This window comes from Actinomadura sp. SCN-SB (assembly GCF_043906805.1).
Classification (GTDB): domain Bacteria; phylum Actinomycetota; class Actinomycetes; order Streptosporangiales; family Streptosporangiaceae; genus Spirillospora.
The window spans coordinates 1-17978 of sequence record NZ_JBIMPP010000041.1 but is presented as its reverse complement, the minus strand read 5'-3'; the positions used below and the strand labels follow the sequence as shown (position 1 = coordinate 17978).

General features: G+C 72.2%; 16 protein-coding genes and 9 tRNA genes. 19 read left to right on the top strand and 6 right to left on the bottom strand.

Going from position 1 to position 17978, the window contains the following annotated elements; translation table 11 throughout:
* Positions 1–36: 36 nt before the first annotated feature.
* Positions 37–756, bottom strand: a complete 720-nt coding sequence (locus tag ACGWYJ_RS24405; RefSeq protein WP_395108656.1) for an IclR family transcriptional regulator — start codon at positions 754–756, stop codon at positions 37–39.
* 86 nt (positions 757–842) lie between these two features.
* On the opposite strand from ACGWYJ_RS24405, the gene leuC reads away from it, so the two are divergent.
* The 4 genes from leuC to ACGWYJ_RS24385 all read left to right on the top strand — a co-directional run bounded on the left by leuC (position 843) and on the right by ACGWYJ_RS24385 (position 3774).
* Positions 843–2318 carry a 3-isopropylmalate dehydratase large subunit gene (gene leuC, locus ACGWYJ_RS24400; protein WP_395108655.1) on the top strand — a complete coding sequence of 492 codons (1476 nt, stop codon included), beginning with the start codon at positions 843–845 and terminating at the stop codon, positions 2316–2318.
* A gap of 17 nt (positions 2319–2335) precedes the next feature.
* Complete coding sequence (leuD, locus tag ACGWYJ_RS24395) at positions 2336–2923, top strand: 3-isopropylmalate dehydratase small subunit (protein WP_395108654.1); 588 nt, start codon at positions 2336–2338, stop codon at positions 2921–2923.
* 169 nt (positions 2924–3092) lie between these two features.
* Positions 3093–3338: a hypothetical protein gene (locus tag ACGWYJ_RS24390; RefSeq protein ID WP_395108653.1), complete on the top strand. Its 246-nt coding sequence runs from the start codon at positions 3093–3095 to the stop codon at positions 3336–3338.
* A 157-nt stretch (positions 3339–3495) separates the two neighbouring features.
* Positions 3496–3774: an HU family DNA-binding protein gene (locus tag ACGWYJ_RS24385; protein WP_026403810.1), complete on the top strand. Its 279-nt coding sequence runs from the start codon at positions 3496–3498 to the stop codon at positions 3772–3774.
* A 63-nt stretch (positions 3775–3837) separates the two neighbouring features.
* On the opposite strand, the gene ACGWYJ_RS24380 is transcribed toward ACGWYJ_RS24385, so the two are convergent.
* The gene (locus ACGWYJ_RS24380) at positions 3838–4047 is read right to left on the bottom strand and encodes a cold-shock protein (RefSeq protein ID WP_395108652.1); all 210 of its coding nucleotides are present in this window, start codon (positions 4045–4047) and stop codon (positions 3838–3840) included.
* 26 nt (positions 4048–4073) lie between these two features.
* Entirely contained in the window at positions 4074–4739 is a 666-nt protein-coding gene (cofC, locus tag ACGWYJ_RS24375) for a 2-phospho-L-lactate guanylyltransferase (protein WP_395108651.1), read from the bottom strand.
* Positions 4740–4843: 104 nt separating this feature from the next.
* On the opposite strand from cofC, the gene ACGWYJ_RS24370 reads away from it, so the two are divergent.
* The 3 genes from ACGWYJ_RS24370 to ACGWYJ_RS24360 all read left to right on the top strand — a co-directional run bounded on the left by ACGWYJ_RS24370 (position 4844) and on the right by ACGWYJ_RS24360 (position 7946).
* Positions 4844–5623, top strand: coding sequence for a lysophospholipid acyltransferase family protein (locus tag ACGWYJ_RS24370; RefSeq protein ID WP_395108650.1), 780 nt, complete (start codon positions 4844–4846; stop codon positions 5621–5623).
* Between the two features lie 79 nt (positions 5624–5702).
* Entirely contained in the window at positions 5703–6728 is a 1026-nt protein-coding gene (locus ACGWYJ_RS24365) for an NAD(P)H-dependent glycerol-3-phosphate dehydrogenase (protein ID WP_395108695.1), read from the top strand.
* 102 nt (positions 6729–6830) lie between these two features.
* A complete protein-coding gene (locus tag ACGWYJ_RS24360) occupies positions 6831–7946 on the top strand; it encodes a D-alanine--D-alanine ligase family protein (protein WP_395108649.1) in 1116 nt (371 codons plus the stop codon).
* A gap of 11 nt (positions 7947–7957) precedes the next feature.
* Here the strand turns inward: ACGWYJ_RS24360 and ACGWYJ_RS24355 are convergent, their stop codons facing one another.
* The gene (locus ACGWYJ_RS24355; RefSeq protein ID WP_395108648.1) at positions 7958–9880 is read right to left on the bottom strand and encodes a beta-propeller domain-containing protein; all 1923 of its coding nucleotides are present in this window, start codon (positions 9878–9880) and stop codon (positions 7958–7960) included.
* 255 nt (positions 9881–10135) lie between these two features.
* Between ACGWYJ_RS24355 and ACGWYJ_RS24350 the strand changes: the two genes are divergently transcribed.
* Both ACGWYJ_RS24350 and ACGWYJ_RS24345 read left to right on the top strand, forming a co-directional pair.
* A complete protein-coding gene (locus ACGWYJ_RS24350) occupies positions 10136–10825 on the top strand; it encodes an acetamidase/formamidase family protein (RefSeq protein ID WP_395108647.1) in 690 nt (229 codons plus the stop codon).
* A 117-nt stretch (positions 10826–10942) separates the two neighbouring features.
* Positions 10943–11407 (top strand): GNAT family N-acetyltransferase, encoded by a 465-nt coding sequence (locus ACGWYJ_RS24345; RefSeq protein WP_395108646.1) that lies wholly within the window; start codon positions 10943–10945, stop codon positions 11405–11407.
* A gap of 10 nt (positions 11408–11417) precedes the next feature.
* Here the strand turns inward: ACGWYJ_RS24345 and ACGWYJ_RS24340 are convergent, their stop codons facing one another.
* Complete coding sequence (locus ACGWYJ_RS24340; protein WP_395108645.1) at positions 11418–13217, bottom strand: sulfatase-like hydrolase/transferase; 1800 nt, start codon at positions 13215–13217, stop codon at positions 11418–11420.
* A gap of 92 nt (positions 13218–13309) precedes the next feature.
* Between ACGWYJ_RS24340 and ACGWYJ_RS24335 the strand changes: the two genes are divergently transcribed.
* The 10 genes from ACGWYJ_RS24335 to ACGWYJ_RS24290 all read left to right on the top strand — a co-directional run bounded on the left by ACGWYJ_RS24335 (position 13310) and on the right by ACGWYJ_RS24290 (position 15223).
* Entirely contained in the window at positions 13310–14194 is an 885-nt protein-coding gene (locus ACGWYJ_RS24335; RefSeq protein ID WP_395108644.1) for a formylglycine-generating enzyme family protein, read from the top strand.
* A gap of 210 nt (positions 14195–14404) precedes the next feature.
* A tRNA-Leu gene (locus ACGWYJ_RS24330) sits at positions 14405–14478 on the top strand.
* An 11-nt stretch (positions 14479–14489) separates the two neighbouring features.
* Positions 14490–14564: transfer RNA gene (locus ACGWYJ_RS24325), tRNA-Leu, on the top strand.
* A 9-nt stretch (positions 14565–14573) separates the two neighbouring features.
* Positions 14574–14645: transfer RNA gene (locus tag ACGWYJ_RS24320), tRNA-Phe, on the top strand.
* A gap of 11 nt (positions 14646–14656) precedes the next feature.
* Positions 14657–14732, top strand: a tRNA-Arg gene (locus ACGWYJ_RS24315).
* A 1-nt stretch (position 14733) separates the two neighbouring features.
* A tRNA-Gly gene (locus ACGWYJ_RS24310) sits at positions 14734–14806 on the top strand.
* A gap of 5 nt (positions 14807–14811) precedes the next feature.
* Positions 14812–14884 (top strand) — tRNA-Lys (locus ACGWYJ_RS24305).
* Positions 14885–14897: 13 nt separating this feature from the next.
* Positions 14898–14981: transfer RNA gene (locus ACGWYJ_RS24300), tRNA-Leu, on the top strand.
* A 50-nt stretch (positions 14982–15031) separates the two neighbouring features.
* Positions 15032–15122: transfer RNA gene (locus ACGWYJ_RS24295), tRNA-Ser, on the top strand.
* Positions 15123–15149: 27 nt separating this feature from the next.
* Positions 15150–15223, top strand: a tRNA-Val gene (locus ACGWYJ_RS24290).
* A 184-nt stretch (positions 15224–15407) separates the two neighbouring features.
* Here ACGWYJ_RS24290 and ACGWYJ_RS24285 read toward each other — a convergent pair.
* Entirely contained in the window at positions 15408–17852 is a 2445-nt protein-coding gene (locus ACGWYJ_RS24285) for a WD40 repeat domain-containing serine/threonine protein kinase (RefSeq protein ID WP_395108643.1), read from the bottom strand.
* Between the last annotated feature and the right edge of the window lie 126 nt (positions 17853–17978).

Sequence of the window (17978 nt, the reverse complement as noted above, 5' to 3'; positions counted from 1 at the left end):
CGCATCCTATGAGCCGCGTCCTGTGAGGCCCGCGTCCTACGAAGGCGTGCGGCGCATCGACGCGGAGATCTTCTCGGCGGCGGCCATGACGGGGCCGGCGTGCAGGCGGCCGGGGGAGCGGGTGAGGCGTTCCAGCGGTCCGGATACCGAGACGGCCGCGATGACCCGTCCGGCGGCGCCGCGGACGGGGGCGGAGACGGAGCCGACGCCCTGCTCGCGCTCGCCCACGCTCTGCGCCCAGCCGCGGCGGCGCACCGCGGCCAGCGTGGCGGCCTCGAACTTGGCGCCGCGCAGTCCCCGGTGCAGGCGGTCGGGCTCCTCCCAGGCCAGCAGGACCTGCGCCGCCGACCCCGCGGTCATCGGCAGCGCCGCGCCGACCGGGATGGTGTCGCGCAGGCCGCTGCTGCGCTCGGCCGCCGCCACGCAGATCCGGACGTCGCCCTGGCGCCGGAAAAGGGACGCGCTCTCTCCCGTGTGGTCCCGCAGTTGCGCCAGGATGGGCTGGGCGACGGCCAGCAGCCGGTCCTCCCCGGCCGCCACCGCCAGCTCGGCCAGCCGCGGGCCCAGGATGAACCGGCCCTGGGTGTCGCGGTGGACGAGACGGTGGTACTCCAGCGCGACGGCGAGCCGGTGGGCGGTCGGGCGGGCCAGCCCGGTGCTCTGCACCAGCTGCGCCAGCGAGGCGGGGCCGGCTTCGAGGGCGTTCAGGACGAGAACGGCTTTGTCAAGTACGCCGACTCCGCTAGAGTTGTCCATGTCTTGATATTGCCGTCTCGTAATATGAGATGCAAACCGGCGGGGGAGCCCGCGAGCAAGGTACCGATCAGGTGAGGTGGAATCGGATGGGCCGCACACTGGCCGAGAAGGTCTACGACGCGCACGTGGTGCGACGAGCCGAGGGCGAGCCGGACCTGCTCTACATCGACCTCCACCTCGTCCACGAGGTCACCAGCCCGCAGGCGTTCGACGGCCTGCGCATGGCCGGGCGCAAGGTGCGCCGCCCCGAGCTGACGATCGCCACCGAGGACCACAACGTCCCCACCAAGGACCTGCTGGCGCCCATCGCCGACCCGGTGTCGCGCACCCAGGTCGAGACGCTCCGCAAGAACTGCGCCGACTTCGGTATCCGGCTGCACCCCATGGGGGACGACGGCCAGGGCATCGTGCACGTCATCGGCCCCCAGCTCGGCCTGACCCAGCCCGGCATGACCGTGGTGTGCGGCGACTCCCACACCTCCACGCACGGCGCGTTCGGCGCCCTCGCGTTCGGCATCGGCACCAGCGAGGTCGAGCACGTCCTGGCGACCCAGACGCTGCCGCAGATCAAGCCCAGGACCATGGCCGTGACCGTGAACGGCGCGCTGCCCGAGGGCGTCACCGCCAAGGACCTGATCCTCGCGGTGATCTCCCGGATCGGCACCGGCGGCGGCCAGGGCCACATCATCGAGTACCGCGGCGAGGCGATCAGGTCGCTGTCGATGGAGGGCCGGATGACGGTCTGCAACATGTCCATCGAGGCCGGCGCCCGCGCCGGGATGATCGCCCCGGACGAGACCACCTTCGCCTACCTGAAGGGCCGCCCGCACGCGCCGGCCGGCGCCGACATCGCGAGCGGAGCGAGTGATGGCGGCGGAGCCGTTGCCGGGGGGTCTGGGGGGTCGTCCCCTCAGAATGAGAGCGACTGGGACCGGGCCGTCGAGTACTGGACGTCCCTGCGCACCGACGACGACGCGGCCTTCGACAAGGAGGTCGTGATCGACGCCTCCGAGCTGACCCCGTTCGTCACCTGGGGCACCAACCCCGGCCAGGGGCTGCCGCTGGCCGAGTCCGTGCCCGACCCGGCGTCCTTCGACGACCCGGTGCAGCGGCAGGCCGCCGAGCGGGCCCTGGAGTACATGGCGCTGACCCCGGGCACCCCGCTGCGCGAGATCGAGGTCGACACCGTCTTCGTCGGATCCTGCACCAACGGCCGCATCGAGGACCTGCGCGCCGTCGCCGGCGTCCTGGAGGGACGCAAGGTGGCCGACGGCGTCCGCATGCTGGTCGTCCCCGGCTCCATGCGGGTCAAGAAGCAGGCCGAGGAGGAGGGGCTCGACGCGGTCATCTCCGCCGCCGGGGCCGAATGGCGCGAGGCCGGCTGCTCGATGTGCCTGGGCATGAACCCCGACCAGCTCACGCCCGGCCAGCGCAGCGCGTCCACGTCCAACCGCAACTTCGAGGGCCGGCAGGGGCCCGGAGGCCGCACCCACCTGGTGTCGCCCGCCGTCGCGGCCGCGACGGCCGTCACCGGACGCCTCACCGCCCCCGCCGACCTCTAGACAAGGAAGCCCACGACATGGAAGCGTTCACCACCCACACCGGCCGGGGCGTGCCGCTGCGCCGCAGCAACGTCGACACCGACCAGATCATCCCGGCCGTCTGGCTCAAGCAGGTCAGCCGCACCGGCTTCGAGAAGGGCCTGTTCGCCGCCTGGCGCGAGGACCCGGAGTTCGTGCTCAACCAGCCCCGGTACGAGGGCGCCAGCATCCTGATCGCCGGGCCGGACTTCGGCACGGGCTCGTCCCGCGAGCACGCGGTCTGGGCCCTTCAGCAGTACGGGTTCCGGGTCGTCATCGCGCCCCGCTTCGGCGACATCTTCCGCAACAACTCCACCAAGATGGGTCTGCTGCCGGTGGTCCTGCCGGACGCGACCGTGGAGGCGCTGCAGGACCGGGTCGAGAACGATCCGTCCACCGAGATCACCGTCGATCTGGACGCCCGCGACGTGCGCGCCGGGGACCTCACGGCCTCGTTCGAGATCGACGACTACACCCGCTGGCGGCTGATGGAGGGCCTGGACGACATCGGCCTGACCCTGCGCCACGCCGATGACATCGCCGCCTTCGAGGAGCGGCGCGCCCCCTGGATGCCCGTCACGGCATAGGTCCCCTTCAGGGCATGGCCGGTCGGCCGTGCCCCCAGCGAGGCCACCGATGGGGACACCGGTCCGGACCCGGATGTACGGACCGGTCCTCACGGAGAGCACAATCTCAGGTGTGGCGCCCGCCATCCCGGCGGGCGCGGACCGCGAGGACTCGTTGGGGGCTTGCACAGTGACCGAACCGGAGACGCCGGTCCCGTGGACCGGTCCCGAGTGGGACGATCCGGCGCTGACGCGGCTCGCCGAGCGGCTGCGCGACGCGCACCGCCGGGTCGCGCCGCTGCCCGCCGAGACCCGGCGGCGGCTGATCCGGCATCTCCTGGTCATCACCGACCTGGCCAAACGCGACCCCGAGCTGGCCGCCAGAAAGCTGGAGGCGTTCCTCGCCGATTTCCATCGGGCGCCCGACGCCCGCTAGCGTGCGAGGTGGCCGGTAACGGTCCGGCGCCTGGCGAGACGGGGGCGAGACCGACAAAAACGCCTGCGACACGGGAACTCTTGCTTGCAGGTGATTGTGTCGATGCTATGCCTCCTTTAGTTTCGTTCGGGCAAGGGGGGAACTAGAGGAGTAACCCATGAACAAGCGTGAGCTGGTCGACGCCATCTCTGACCGGCTGGGCAGCAAGAAGGCCGCAGCCGAGGCCGTCGACGCGATCCTGGAGGCGATCCAGACCGCGGTCGCCAAGGGCGACAAGGTCGCGATCACTGGGTTCGGTTCGTTCGAGAAGGCCGACCGGCCTGCACGTACGGCCCGCAACCCCGCGACGGGCAAGACCATCGAGGTTCCCGCGACGTCCGTGCCCAAGTTCAAGGCGGGCGCCGACTTCAAGAACCTGGTGGCCGGGAAGAAGTAACCCATCGACAGCGCCCGGGGCCGCGTTCCGCGCGGCCCCGGGCGCTGTCGTATCCGCTCGCGGCTAGCGCGGGACGGGGAACGTGGAGAGGGTGACCAGGGTGATCCGGCCGTCCCGCCCGTCCACGGCCAGGTTGACCCGCTGGCCGAAGCGCAGGAGCCTGAGGCCGCCCGCGGCGAACGCCTCGGCGTCGAAGGGCAGTTCCGTTCCGTCGTCCAGCAGCACGCTGCCGGAACGCGTCTCGGCGTCGAAGGTCCGCACCGTCCCCTGCATGGGCCCAGACTAACGGGGCAGGGGCCTTAGGCGATGTTGCGAATGGCGGGCAGCCGGGCGGCGACACGGGCGGTCCGGGGTCCGGTTCCCAGGGTGAGGGCGGCTTGGAGGTCTTCGAGGGTGTCGACGTCCTGGCGGACGCTGGCGATGTCGTCCAGGAGCAGTTCCCGGGCGCCGCGGTCGCGGTGCGCGGCGCGGGAGAGCGGGCCGAAGGCGGGACGGAAGGGGACGGCGGGGCGTGCGGTGTAGAGGGTGGTCCCGGTGCCCGCGGCGTCCGGGACGAACGCCTCGGGGAAGCGCGCGGCGGCGTCCAGGACACGGGCGAGTTCGCCGGGGCGCAGCGCGGGCAGGTCCGCGGAGATGGCGCCGACCCCATACCCCGGCGCGGTCTCCCGGATCCGGGCGGCCCCGTGGATCAGGGCCGGGTTGAGCCCGGCGTCCGGCTCGTCCGGGACGATCATGGCGCCCAGGGCGGACAGCTCGGCGGCGGGCGCCGGGTCGTCCGTGACGACGATCACGTGCCGGACCCGCTCGCAGGCCAGCAGCGCCGCCACGGTGTCGGTGGCGACGGCCAGGGCCAGCGCCTGCCGGTGGGGGCCCGCCGCCTCGGCCATGCGGGTCTTGGCCCGCGCCAGCACCTTGACGGGCACGACGAGCGACCACTGGAGGAGGGGCACCTGGTTCTGAGTCATACCGCGATCTGCTGTAGACATGGCAACTCGACACTATGCGCAAGCAACCGCGACACTTGATGACACCCCACGTTCACCGTGGGCCTACCGAGGAGGGGACGGGCATGAGCCGTGGGTACTCGCCTGCCTGGCGCAAGCTCACCATCATCGTCCTGCGCCCGTTGCTGTACGGGCTGCTGAAGAGGGAGTGGCGAGGGCGGGACAACGTACCCAAGGAGGGCGGCGTCATCATCGCCGCCAACCACATCTCCGAGTCCGACCCCCTGGCCCTGGCCCACTTCGTGTACGAGGCGGGCCGCTATCCCGTGTACCTGGCCAAGTCGTCCCTGTTCGATGTGAAGTTCCTCAAGAACGTGCTGGTCGGCACCGGGCAGATCCCCGTCCACCGTGACCGGGCGGACGCGGCGCTGGCGCTCAAGGACGCCGAGGAGGCGCTGAAACGGGGCGAGTGCCTGATGTTCTACCCGGAGGGCAGCTGCACCCGCGATCCGGATCTGTGGCCGATGACCGGGCAGACCGGGGTGGCGCGGATGGCGCTGAAGACGGGCGCCAAGGTCGTTCCGGTGGCGAGCTGGGGCGCGCACGAGCTGCTTCCGTACAAGAAGGGCGAGCAGAGCGGGCTCGCCGCGTCGCTGAGGAAGGGCTTCCACCCGTTCCCGCGCAAGACGATGAAGGTGATCGCCGGCCCGCCCGTGGACCTGTCGCGGTACGAGGGCCGTCCCCTCACCAAGACCACGCTGCGCGAGGCGACCGACGAGATCATGCGGGAGATCGCTCGGCTGGTCGGCGAGCTGCGCGGCGAGGAGCCCCCCAAGGAGCTCTACGACCACCACAAGGTCCTGGAGGAGCGGCGCAGGGCGCAGAAGGGGGTCGAGGGGTCATGAGCGTGCGGAGCGAAGGAATGGTCGCCGTTCTCGCCGGGGGGCGCGGGGGGTCGCCCGCCCGCGAGGAGGCGTCCTCGTGATCCATCGTGCGGCCGTCATGGGCGCGGGCTCCTGGGGCACCACGTTCGCCAAGCTGCTGTGCGACGCGGGCGGTGAGGTCACGATCTGGGGGCGCCGCGCCTCGCTGGTGGAGGCCATCAACGAGCGGCACGAGAACCCCGACTACCTGCCGGGCGTGCCGCTGCCCGAGGAGGTCCGCGCGACCACGGACCCGGCCGAGGCGCTGGCGGGCGCCGACTTCGTGGCGCTGGCCGTTCCGGCGCAGACGCTGCGCGAGAACCTGGCGGGCTGGGCGCCGCTGCTGCCCCGCGACGCGATGCTGATCAGCCTGATCAAGGGGGTGGAGCTGGGCACCACCCGGCGGATGTCGGAGGTGATCACCGAGGTCGCCGACGTCCCCGAGGAGCGGGTCGCGGTGTTCAGCGGGCCCAATCTGGCGCGGGAGATCGCGGGCGGCGAGCCCGGCGCGGCGGTGGCCGCGTGCGTGGACGAGGCGGGGGCGCAGCGCCTTCAGGGCGCCACCATGACCCCGTACTTCCGCGTGTACACCTCCACCGACGTGATCGGCTGCGAGCTGGGCGGCGCGGTGAAGAACGTGGTGGCGCTGTGCGTGGGGATGGCGGTCGGGCTCGGCTTCGGCGCCAGCACGCAGGCGGTGCTGATGACCCGGGGCCTGGCGGAGATCGCCCGGCTGGGCGCCGCGCTGGGCGCCGACGAGCACACCTTCGCCGGTCTGGCCGGGATGGGCGATCTGGTCGGGACGTGCATCTCGCCGCTGTCGCGGAACCGCACGTTCGGGGAGAACCTGGGCCGCGGCATGACGCTCGACGAGGTGATCGCCGCGACCAGCCAGACCGCCGAGGGCGTGAAGTCGTCCGGGGCGGTGCTGGCGCTGGCCCGCAAGCACAACGTGGAGATGCCGATCACCGAGGCGGTGGTGTCGGTGCTGTACGAGGGCGTCCCGATCAAGGACGCGGCGATTGCGCTGATCTCCCGTTCGCCCAAGCCCGAGCGGTACGGCGTGGAGCAGCGGCACGGCGTCTGACCGGCGATGTCGCGACCGCGCGGCGGCGGGTACGGCGGGGATCCCGCCGCCGGCGCGGGCCTCATGGCCTAACGCGGTCGTTCGGCGGTAGGGTCGGGCATCATGTCGCAGGTATCACCCAAGATCCGCGTGGCCGTGGTGTTCGGCGGGCGCAGTTCGGAGCACGCCATCTCCTGCGTCACGGCCGGCGCGGTCATGGCGGCGATCGACCGTGACCGGTACGAGGTGGTGCCGGTCGGCATCGCCAGGGACGGCCGCTGGGTGCTGGCCCCCGAGGACCAGCGCCTGGTGATCGAGGGCGGCCGGCTGCCCGAGGTGACCGGGGAGTCCGGCCGGGCGCTGGCGCTGCCGTTCGACCCCGACAGCCGCGGCCTGATGGTGATCGAGCCGGGCCGGGTGCCCGCGACGCTCGGCGAGGTCGACGTGGTCCTGCCGCTGCTGCACGGCCCGTACGGCGAGGACGGCACCATCCAGGGCATGCTCGACCTGGCGGGCGTCCGCTACGTCGGCGCGGGCGTGCTGGCCAGCGCGGTCGGCATGGACAAGGGCTTCATGAAGCTGGTGTGGCAGGCCCGCGGACTGCCGGTCGGCAGGTACGTGCTGGTCGGCGACCGGGAGTGGCGCCGCGAGCGCAAGCGCAAGATCGACGAGATCAAGGATCTGGGCTGGCCGGTGTTCGTCAAGCCCGCGCGGGCCGGGTCCAGCATGGGCATCAGCCGGGTCACCGGTGAGGACGACCTGGAGGCGGCGGTCGAGGCCGCCCGCGAGCACGATCCGAAGGTGATCGTGGAGGCGGCGGTCGAGGGCCGCGAGATCGAGTGCGGCGTGCTGGAGGGCCTGGACGACGGCCCGCCCGAGGTCAGCCTGCCCGCCGAGGTCGTGATGGGCGGCGAGGCCGACTTCTACGACTTCGAGACCAAGTACCTCGACTCGTCCCTCCGGCTGGAGATCCCGCCGGACCTCGACCCGGCCGCGATCGAGCAGGCGCAGCGGCTGGCGGCGCAGGCGTTCGACGCCCTGGACTGCGAGGGCCTGGCCCGCGTCGACTTCTTCCACACCCCTGACGGGCGCTGGATCCTCAACGAGATCAACACCATGCCGGGCTTCACCCCCGCGTCCGCGTTCCCGCAGATGTGGGCGGCCTCGGGACTCGACTACCCGGCCCTGGTGGACCGCCTCATCCAGACCGCGCTGAGCCGTTCCGTCGGGCTGCGCTAGCCCGCGGGCGCTCAGAAGGCGAGCCAGCCCCGGTCGTCGAGGGCGGTGATGCCGGTGGCGCGCGCACCGTCGTCGGAGACGGTCCACAGCGTGTCGCCGACGACGAGGGAGCGCCGGATAGGGGAGGGGTACCCCTCCTCGCCCTTCGGGTGCTCGACGGTTCCCAGCTTCCGCACGGTGGTGCCGGTCACCTTGAGGACGAGCGCCTCGCTCTCACCGGTGTACCGCCCGTCGGTGTGCTTGGTGGCGATGGGAAGCACGGTCAGCCCCGTCCGCGGCCAGTACAGGAAGGCGTGCGGCTCGAACTCGGCGGTCGAGCTGGAGCCGGGCAGGTGGTACCCGCCGACGCGGCGCGGTGCGGCGCTGACGTCGAAGAGGGAGACCTGCGTGCCCTGCGTGCGGCCGGTGGTGTCCGCCTCCTGGCCGATGCCCAGCAGCCGCCCGTCCGCGGTGGGGTGCAGGTACGCGGAATAGCCGGTGATCTTGAGTTCGCCGGTGACGGCGGGCCGGGACGGGTCGCGCAGGTCGATCACGTACAGGGGGTCGATCTGGCGGAACGTCACCACGTAGCCGGTGGGGCCGATGAAGCGCACCGAGTAGATGCGCTCGCCCTTGCCGAGGCCGCCGACCTTGCCGATCTCGGTGAGCCGCCCGCCGCGTTCGGCGAGCACGTGGACCGCGCTCTCCGAACGCCATTCGCCGCCGGGCCCCCGGACGCCGGGGGACGGGGAGGTCGTGGTCGCCAGGCGGAGCCGCCCGTCGTGCTCGGACATCGAGTACTGGTCGAGCAGCCGCCCCGGCACCGAGCCGGACGCGACGTAGCGGGGGCGCCCGGCCCCTTCGAGACGGAACTTGTGGATCCGCGTGGTCTCGGAGCCGGGACGCGGGGCCCGTCCTCGCAGCGGTGGGAAGCGGCTGTCGGTGACGTAGAGGCTGCCGCCGTTGCCGTAGACCTCCTGGACCTCGGCGGCGATCGACACCGGTGCGGGGTCGCCGGCGTCCTTGGCCAGGTCGATCGTCAGGACGGACAGCATGCTGGTCCCGCTGCCGTCACGGGGGCGGCTGATGTTGCCGCAGGGAGTCCTGTACGTCGTCGTCCGGCCGTCGCGGCCCCGCACCTCGAAGGCGGGCCGCCAGGCGTCCAGCGGAGCGGACCGGACGATCCGCCGGTTGCGTTCGAGGGCGTCCCGCTCGGACCGCGGGGTCCGCGGCAGGTCGGGGAACTCGATCCGCGGCGCCGACCGCACCACCACCCGGGCGACCGAGCCGGTCTGCCGGGCGTCGACGTAGGCGGCGGAGGTCGTCAGCGAGCCGATCACCGTGGGCGCCCCGGACAGGTCGATCAAGGTCAGGGTGGTCCGGGGGGACGAGGGGAGGGGCGTGTCCCCCGGCACGATCGAGTCCGGCGCCGGCCGGCCGGGAATTCCTGGGCGGTAAAGCTGGGGCCGAGGGGTCATGACCAGGGCGCGGTCACCGCTGAGGAGAAGCCGCGCGTCGCCGGATCCGCCGGGTGCGGGTCTCCCGCCGAGGCCGAGGCGGTGGACGACCTTGCGGCTCGCCGGATCGATCACCAGCAGTTCCCCGCGGGCGAGCGCGACGATGCGGTGGCCGTCGGTCTTCACCAGGTCGGGCTCGTCGGCCCCGGCCTCGTGCGCGTTGGTGCGGGAATGCTCCTGCGGCCGCTGCGGGGAACCAGCGGCGAAGGCCCCGGGGACGGCCCCCTGGGCGCGGGCACCGTCCTCCGCGGCGCTGGGAGGCAGCGGACCGCCGCCCAGCCCGTACGGGCCGACCTGGCGCTCCGTGGCGGCGCGGAGGTCGGCCAGGACCTGGTCGCAGTCGTCGTAGGAGACCAGGGCGAAGCGGGGCGACGGCTCGGGCGCGGGGTCGCGGGCGTCCGACCCCGAACAGGCGGCCGCCAGCGTCAGGGGCGCCACGGCCGCCGCGAGGGCACGCCATCGGCCGGTGCTTCCCGTCCCCGTGTGACTCCTGTGAATCCTGTGACTCGTCCCACGCCGGCGCATGGGCCTTAGACGCTCGGATCGGCGGGGAAGTTCCGACGGGAATCGGGTAGATCCGCGGAGAACCGTGAACCGCGGCTCTTACTCAACTGTCAGAACGCCGAAACGGATCGGTAACAGCCGGGTCGGCAAGATCTTCCCAATCGAGCTCCCGCACGGAAGGACCCTGCCTTGGCGCCCACTCTCGCCGCTCCGCCGGTCGTCCGCTTCCCGGGGCCGCCGGTGGACGACGGATCCGCGGCCCGGCCGGTACCCGGGCACAACCGCTGGCATCCCGACATCCCCGCGGTCGCCGAAGTGATCACCGGTGGCTCGGTGCGGATGGAGTGCCAGGGACGCGAGCCCGGTGAGGACGCCGTCCTGTGCGGTCCGCTGGTCGTGGTCGGCGCCGAGCCCGGCGACGTGATCGTCGTGGACGTGCTGGGCGTGGGCCGCTCGGACGGCGTGTACGCGCCGCACGGCCATCCCGGGGTCATCGGCTGCGCGCCCGCCACGCTCTCACCGGCCGGCGAAGCCCCCGGCGATCCCGCCGCGGACGGCGGGATCCTGCTCGGGCGGCTCCGCGCCGGCCAGCCGGAATTCGCGCGGGCCGCGGCGGAGTCGGTGCGCAGCGAGGCGCGGGGACGCGAGATCGGCGGGTGCGGCATCGCCAGGCTCGGCACGTCCTCGCGGATCCTGCTTCCCGTCCACGTGCGGGGCGCCAAGCTGTCGGTCGGCGACCTGCACTTCCCGGCGGGCGCGGCCGACGACTGCCGGTTCGAGGGCCGTCCCGGCTGGATCGACCTGCGGGTCAACCTCACCCGGCGGGGCGTCGAGCGGTTCAACGTCACGGGGCCGCTGCTCATGGCCGGGCCGATGTGATCACTGCGGTGGGAGCGCGCCCATGACAGGACGGTCCGCGCTCGTCCGCGTGACGGGAGGCATCCGTCCTGGCGGGAGGAGAGGCGCCGAGGGGCGAGGGTCCCCTAGGGTGGCCTTGTGATCGTTCGCCCGGCAACTTCCGACGACGTTCCCGAGCTCACCCGGCTGCGGGAACTGCTGTTCCGCCGCGTGATCGACGCGGGCGACCCGGCCGCGGAGGGCAACTGGCGTGAGGAGTTCGCCCGCGACGTCAAGGAGCGCATGGGCGGCTCCCTGGGCGTGTTCGTCGTGGACGGCGACGAGGCGGGACGGCTGGCCGCCTGCGGGCTCGGCCTGATCGAGTACCGGCTGCCCGCCCCGTTCCAGGACGGCGCCCACTCCGGGTACGTGCTGGGGATGGTGACCGACCCGGCCTACCGGGGCCGGGGATACGCCCGCCTGATCATGCACGAGCTGCTGGCCTGGTTCCGCGCCAAGAACGTCACCCGCGTCGACCTGCACGCGCCACCGGAGGCCGCGGCCCTGTACCGGTCGATGGGCTTCCAGGAGCACCAGGTCGCCCTGACCTGGCACGCCCCCTGATCGGCCGTGGTCAGAGCCGTGCCGGGAGACCGAAGGTCCGCTCCGCGCTGAACCGCAGCGGAGCGCCGTCCAGGACGCACGAGGCGGTCACGACCGCGCGCCACCGCGCGAGGCCCGCCGCCGCGGGCACCCTGATCCGCCACTCGTACGTGGCCTGCTCGCCGGGAGCGAGCCGGTCCACCGCCTCGCGCCGGGGGGAGACCAGGCGTACCGGCCAGCCGCGCGGCGTCTCCACGCGAAGGCGCACGCGGCCCCATGGGCGCGCCGACCCGTTGCTGAGCGTCGCGGTGAGCGTGTGGTCGGTGCCCGGCAGCAGGACGTTCGGGTAGCCGACGGTGAGGCCGAACGGCTCGCGGTCGTAGGGCTCGGCCCAGGCGTCCCGCATGAACGCGACCATCCGTTCGGCGACCTCCGGATGCGTGTCGGCGACGTCGGCCGTCTCGCCCGGGTCGGACCGCAGGTCGTACAGCTCGACCTTCCACTCGTCGTCCGGTGCCGACCTGTCCCTGCCGGGGCTGAAGCGCACCGCCTTCCACCGGCCCTGCCGCGCCGCCTCGGCCAGGCGGCGCAGGCGGCCCTGCTCGGCGAGGTCGGCGCGGTGGGTGACGAAGTCGTCCAGCCTGTACCAGTACAGGTACGGGTGCGCGGGCGTGTCGGCGGGGCGCCCGTCCAGCAGCGCGGCGACCGACCGGCCGTCGATGTCGCGCGGCGCGGGGGCGCCCGCCAGCTCGGCCAGCGTCGGCAGCAGGTCGGTCTGCTGCGTCGGCCGGTCGCTGGTGCCGGGCCGGATCCGGCGCGGCGACCACGCGATGAGCGGGACCCGCACCCCGCCCTCGTACAGGTTGCGCTTGTAGCCGCGCAGGCCCCCGTTGGCGACGAACAGGTCCGGGTTGAAGCCGCGCTCCTCGTGCGGCCCGTTGTCGCTGGTCACCAGCACGATCGTGGACTCGGTCAGATCGTGCTCGCGCAGCTCGTCCAAAATCGCGCCCACGTAGTCGTCGAGCCGGGTGACCTGGGCGGCATGGCCCTTGTCGGGGGCGAGCCAGGGCCGGTCGTCGTACGGCTCGGTGCTCGGGACGTCGCTGGGCGCGTGGGGGAGGTTGGGGGTCAGGAAGAGCAGGAACGGCTCGTCCTTGTGCTCCCGGATGAAGCCGAGCGCGCGGTCGCGGAACAGGTCGGGCGCGTAGGAGGCCCTTCTGCCGCCCGCGTTCTCCGGCAGGTGCACCTTGTCGGCGTTGTGCCACAGGTAGGCCGGGTAGTAGTTGTGGGCGTGTCCGTGGGTGATGTAGCCGAAGAACTCCTCGAACCCACGGGAGTTGGGGTGGCTGGGCTGCCCGCCCTGCTCCGGCCCGAGCCCCCACTTGCCGATGCACGCCGTACGGTAGCCGCGTGCCCGCAGCACCTCGGCGAAGGTGGTGTCGCCGTCCCGCAGAGCGGTCGCGGACGGATCTCCCATCGGGTTGTTGCGGACCCGGGCGTGACCCGGGTGCAGGCCGGTCAGCAGCGAGCAGCGGGACGGAGCGCACACGGGCGCCGTCGAGTACGCCTGGGTGAACCGCAGGCCCTCCTGCGCCAGCCGGTCGAGGTGGGGCGTCCGCATCAGCCGCTGGCCGTAGGCGCCGATCTCGCCGAAACCGAGGTCGTCGGCGACGATCACCACGAAGTTGGGGCCTCGGCGGCCCGCGTCGTCCCCTCCCTCCGCCTCGGCGGGGTCGGCGACCGCGTCCTGGTGCGCGGTCCGGCTGAGCAGTGCCGCCGCGCCGACGGCCACGGCCGTGCCGGCGAGGAAGTGGCGTCGGCTGGGCGGCATCGCGGCGTCCCCTGCTGGTCCATTAATAATTCGGCCAGGACGATCCTGGCCCAACGACTTCTGTAAATCAACCAGGCCGATATGTTAAGCCCATGGCCACTCCTGGAAAGGTGCCCGGGATGCGCTGGGTGCCCGGCGGTGACTTCCTGATGGGATCGGAGGACTTCTATCCGGAAGAGGGCCCCGTGCACATGGCCTCCACGGGCGGTTTCTGGATGGACGAGCACCCGGTGACGGTCGCGCGGTTCCGTCGTTTCGTCGAGGAGACCGGCTATGTGACCGTGGCGGAGCGCCCCCTCGACCCGGCCTGCTTCCCCGGCGCCGACCCCGCCTCGCTGGTACCCGGCTCGCTGGTCTTCCACAAGACCGAGGGGCCGGTGGACCTGCGCGATTACCGTAACTGGTGGCGATATGCGCCGGGCGCCGCCTGGCACCGCCCGCAAGGTCCGGGCAGCCGCGCGGACGGGCTCGACGAGCACCCGGTGACGCATGTGGCCTACGAGGACGCCCTCGCGTACGCGCGCTGGGCCGGCAAGGATCTGCCGACCGAGGTCGAATGGGAATTCGCCGCCCGCGGCGGGCTGGACGGGGCCGTCTACCCATGGGGCGACCAATTCGCTCCGGAAGGGCGCATGATGGCCAACACCTGGCAGGGCGAATTTCCCTGGCAGAACCTCAGGACGGACGGTTACGAGGGCACTTCGCCGGTCGGGTCCTTTCCCGCCAACGGGTACGGGCTTTATGACATGGTGGGGAATGTATGGGAATGGACGGCCGACGTCTTCACCGACCGGCATCCCACCTGCTGCGCCCCGGCGGCCCGCAGTCAGGACGGCGCCGTCCGCCGGACCATCAAGGGCGGTTCGTACCTGTGCGCCCCGAACTACTGCCTTCGCTACCGCCCGGCGGCACGTCAGGGGCAGGAGCCCGACAGCTCCACGGGACATCTGGGCTTCCGCTGCGTGCTGCGGCCCTGACCGCCGCGAAAAATCGATTGCGCGGAATTCCGCACCGCTGGCACCGTAGAAGCCGTCACCCCGTCAGAGGGAATGGCACTCGAACTTCGGAAGGAGGTCCCGCCGTGAAGCGACTACTCGACCGACTGTCATGGTCGTCGCTCGGCAACCACGGCGGGGTCCGCTGATCCCTCGCCCACGAGCCGGCGACGACGCCACCGACCGGAACGCGCGGCTCTACTCCAAAGGGCAGAGAGGCCACTCTCAGGAAGTGGATGTTCAGGGTTCGAATCCCTGGAGCCGCACTGGACGTCCGGCCCCCGTCGCCCAACTGGCAGAGGCGCCTGCCCGAGGAGCAGGAATGGTGTGGGTTCGAATCCCGCCGGGGGTACGTGTGCGCGGTCCTTTAGCTCATGCAGTAGAGCACCGGTTTGAAAGGCCGGGGGACGAGGTGCGAGCCCTCGGGGGACCACTACGGGTCATACCTCTGTAGCTCAGAGGACAGAGCAGCGCGCTACGAACGCGAAGGTCCCAGGTTCGAATCCTGGCAGAGGTGCCATGCCGTACAAGCCGAAAGGGTTGAGGCGCCGGTCTTCCAAACCGGAGTACGGGGTTCGACTCCCCGGTACGGCTCGCAAGCCGCTCGCGCCCGACGGGACGGGCACCGGCCTCTTAAGCCGGAGTGAGGAGGTTCGAGCCCTTCGGGCGGCACGAGAAAGAGCATGCGGGAGTGGCGGAACGGTAAGACGCACCGGGCTCAAACCCCGGCGGGCGAACGCTCATGCAGGTTCGACTCCTGTCTCCCGTACCGGCGAGCGCACCACGCCCGCCGCCCCGTCCCGCTGTCAGCGGGACATTGGAGGGACCAGCCGAAGGTTGGCGACGGCCGCGGTCTCGAAAACCGTTGGGGGCCTCGAGTCCCGTGCGAGTTCGATCCTCGCTCCCTCCGCAAGCCCGACGCCCGGTTGGCTCAGTAGCCCGGTTAGCTCAATGGGAGAGCGGCGCCTCCACACGGCGCAGACGAAGGTTCGATCCCTTCACTGGGCACCACGACCGCCAGTTCGCCTCGTCGGCGGCTGGCGCCTAGCGAGGCTTGATCTTTGAGGTGGGGTTCAGCAGGTGGGGCGGTAGTCGATTCCTATGTAGCGCTTCCATTGTTGCGGGGTGAGTTGGCCGTTCTGGGCGCAGAGAGCCCTCTTCAGGGCGTCTGGGCCGACGATGTGGGTTTGGAGCTTCATGTCGCTGCTGCCCATGCTGTGGACGCGGGTGCTGTCGGCGCTGAACGCGAGGGACTCGATCGTCGTCTCGTGGCCGGCCGCGTTGCCGGTGAGCGCGAGCCCGAGGTGGCGTTGGGTGCGCACATCCCAGATGTCGATGTTGCCCTTGCTGTCGGCGGTGGCGGCGAGCCGGCCGTCGGGGGAGAGCGCCGTGATGCCCGTGTTGCCCGCCGGAAGCCGGATGGGGTTGCCCTTCTGCTGGAGCGTCGCGGCGTCCCAGAAGATGAGGGAGCGCTGGTCCCCCGAGCCCTCGACGGTGGCCAGGACGCCCTGTGGGTTGAGGGCCTGGACCTTGCCAGGGTGCGCTCGTCGGGGGACAGTCTCGGGGTGCCGGAGCCCGGCTTGACCTTCGCGCGGAAGAGCTCCTTGCCGGTCGCGGCCTCCAGCATGGTGACCCGGTCGTCGCCGATCCTGATCAGTTTGGTCCCGGTGGGGCTGAGCGTGAGGCCGTCGTCGGCGGTGTGCCGGTACGGGAGCCGGCGGGCGGTTCCGGTGGCGACGTCCCAGATCGTCATCGTCCCGTCGTCCTGGACGACGAGCAGCCGCCCGGCGTCGAGGCTCGGTGCCACGCCCCGCGGCGGCGCTCCGGCGACGTCGATCGCGCGCGGCACCCGGCGGGTCGCGGGGTCGGCGACGACGATCTTCTTCTGCTCGCGGCTCCAGAAGACGTACGGGCCGCCGGCCGAGGAGAGACGCTGGTACCACGAGCCGTCCACGCCGGGTGGCGCCCAGATGTCCCTCTCCGGCTGCGCCGACAGGGTGAGCAGCGCGTGGTGGGTTTCGGGGGTGTCACCGGCCAGGGAGGCGGAGGCGACGGCGAGACGGCTCGCGAGGATGGGGTCGATGCGCCGCAACTGGTGGGCCCGCACGGCGACCTGCCGTCCGATGGCCGAGTCGCGCTGCGCGGAGACGGTCGCGTTCGCCCGGCTGAGGTTCCAGCTCTGCACCCCGGCCGCGCCCCCGGCGATCGTGGCGACCAGCAGCAGCGAGGCCAGCGCGGCGATCACGACCGTCCTGGTGCGGGCGCGGCGGCGGGTCTGCTCGACCGAGGCGCCCAGGAAGTCCCGTTCGGCGAGGTTGAGCGTCAGGTGGCGGCGGCCGGTGGACGCCCAGCCGAGCACCTCGTCCAGGCCCGACCCCTGGAGCAGGTCGGCGGTCTTGCGGCCGTTGGCGTCCCAGCGGCGCGCGGCGTCGGCCAGGACGTGATGGCTGTTCAGGCCGCCGCGTTCCGCCTCGACCCACTCGCGCAGGCGCGGCCACGCCCGGAGCAGGGCGGGGGTGCCGATCGCGACGGTGCCGGAGTCGCCGTCGGGGTGGCGGAGCAGGCCCGCCTCGACGAAGGCGTTCAGCACGCCCAGCGCCGTCTCGCGGTCGATCTCGGTGTCGACGAACTCCTCCACACGTACCGTGCACAGGACGTCGTCGGCGTCGGGACGCGCGAGCACCATGCGCAGCAGAATCCGCGGAACGGCCTGCCTGGCGTGCGGGTCGAGCCCCTCGTACACCTGCTCGGCCAGCTCCGCCGGCGACGGCGGGAGCGTCATCGACGGCCGCGCGCCGTGGGACGCGGCCCGCGTGCCCTCCTCCAGCGGATCGCGGGTGCTCCCATCGCCGCCGATCAGCCCGGCCAGGATCTCCTCCGGGCCGGGCCGCTCGGCCGGATCCTGGCTGAGCGCCGCCTCGACCAGGCCGCGCAGCGGCTCGGTGAGCGCCCCGGTGTCCGGGCGGCTCGTGGTGATCTGGTGCATCAGGACGGGCAGGGACGGGCCGTCGAAAGGCGCCTTGCCCGTCGCGGCGTACAGCACGATGACGCCCCAGGCCCACACGTCGACGGCGGGCGTGGCGCGCTCGCCCCGGAACAGCTCGGGGGCCATCCAGCGCGGGGTGCCCTTCATGCCGGTGGCGCTGCGCGACATCTCGTCGGTCCTGGCGATGCCGAAGTCGATGACGCGCGGGCCGTCCGGGCCGAGCAGCACGTTCGCCGGTTTCAGGTCCCGGTGGACCACTCCGGCGCGGTGGATGGACGCCAGCGCGGTCGCGATGCCGATCGCGAGCCGGTACAGCTCGTCCGTGCCGTACGCGCCGTTGTGGTCGACCCAGCTCCTCAGGTCGGGACCGGGGACGTACTCGCTGACGACATAGGGCGGGAAGTGGTCCACGTCGGCCGCGATGACCGGGGCGGTGCAGTACGAGGCGACGCGCTGGAGGGTCGCGACCTCCCTGCGCAGCGCGTCGCGGACCGCCTCGGTGACCACGTCGCCGTGCAGCACCTTGACGGCGACCCGTTCGCCCCCCGCGCCATAGCCCTCGTAGACCACGCCTTGGCCGCCCGCTCCCAGGCGTGCCGCCAGCCAGTAACCGCCGAGCTGCCGAGGATCACTGTCGAGGAGGGGAGCAGACATGCGTTCGCTTTCTCACGGGGGGTGACGGGCCGCGCGCGTGCGGATCGTATCCGTCGCGGTTCGTGTCCGTACGACGGGAGTGGCGGGAGTGAAGTTCGGGGAGCGTCCCGAGTGGCGGTGTCAGGG

Bases quoted from the DNA above. Each gene is read 5' to 3' on its own strand.
- cofC (WP_395108651.1), bottom strand. From the start codon at position 4,739: ATGACTCAGAACCAGGTGCCCCTCCTCCAGTGGTCGCTCGTCGTGCCC.
- ACGWYJ_RS24380 (WP_395108652.1), bottom strand. From the start codon at position 4,047: ATGCAGGGGACGGTGCGGACCTTCGACGCCGAGACGCGTTCCGGCAGC.
- ACGWYJ_RS24340 (WP_395108645.1), bottom strand. From the start codon at position 13,217: ATGCCGCCCAGCCGACGCCACTTCCTCGCCGGCACGGCCGTGGCCGTC.
- leuC (WP_395108655.1), top strand. From the start codon at position 843: ATGGGCCGCACACTGGCCGAGAAGGTCTACGACGCGCACGTGGTGCGA.
- ACGWYJ_RS24335 (WP_395108644.1), top strand. From the start codon at position 13,310: ATGGCCACTCCTGGAAAGGTGCCCGGGATGCGCTGGGTGCCCGGCGGT.
- leuD (WP_395108654.1), top strand. From the start codon at position 2,336: ATGGAAGCGTTCACCACCCACACCGGCCGGGGCGTGCCGCTGCGCCGC.
- ACGWYJ_RS24385 (WP_026403810.1), top strand. From the start codon at position 3,496: ATGAACAAGCGTGAGCTGGTCGACGCCATCTCTGACCGGCTGGGCAGC.
- ACGWYJ_RS24285 (WP_395108643.1), bottom strand. From the start codon at position 17,852: ATGTCTGCTCCCCTCCTCGACAGTGATCCTCGGCAGCTCGGCGGTTAC.
- ACGWYJ_RS24360 (WP_395108649.1), top strand. From the start codon at position 6,831: ATGTCGCAGGTATCACCCAAGATCCGCGTGGCCGTGGTGTTCGGCGGG.
- ACGWYJ_RS24370 (WP_395108650.1), top strand. From the start codon at position 4,844: ATGAGCCGTGGGTACTCGCCTGCCTGGCGCAAGCTCACCATCATCGTC.
- ACGWYJ_RS24405 (WP_395108656.1), bottom strand. From the start codon at position 756: ATGGACAACTCTAGCGGAGTCGGCGTACTTGACAAAGCCGTTCTCGTC.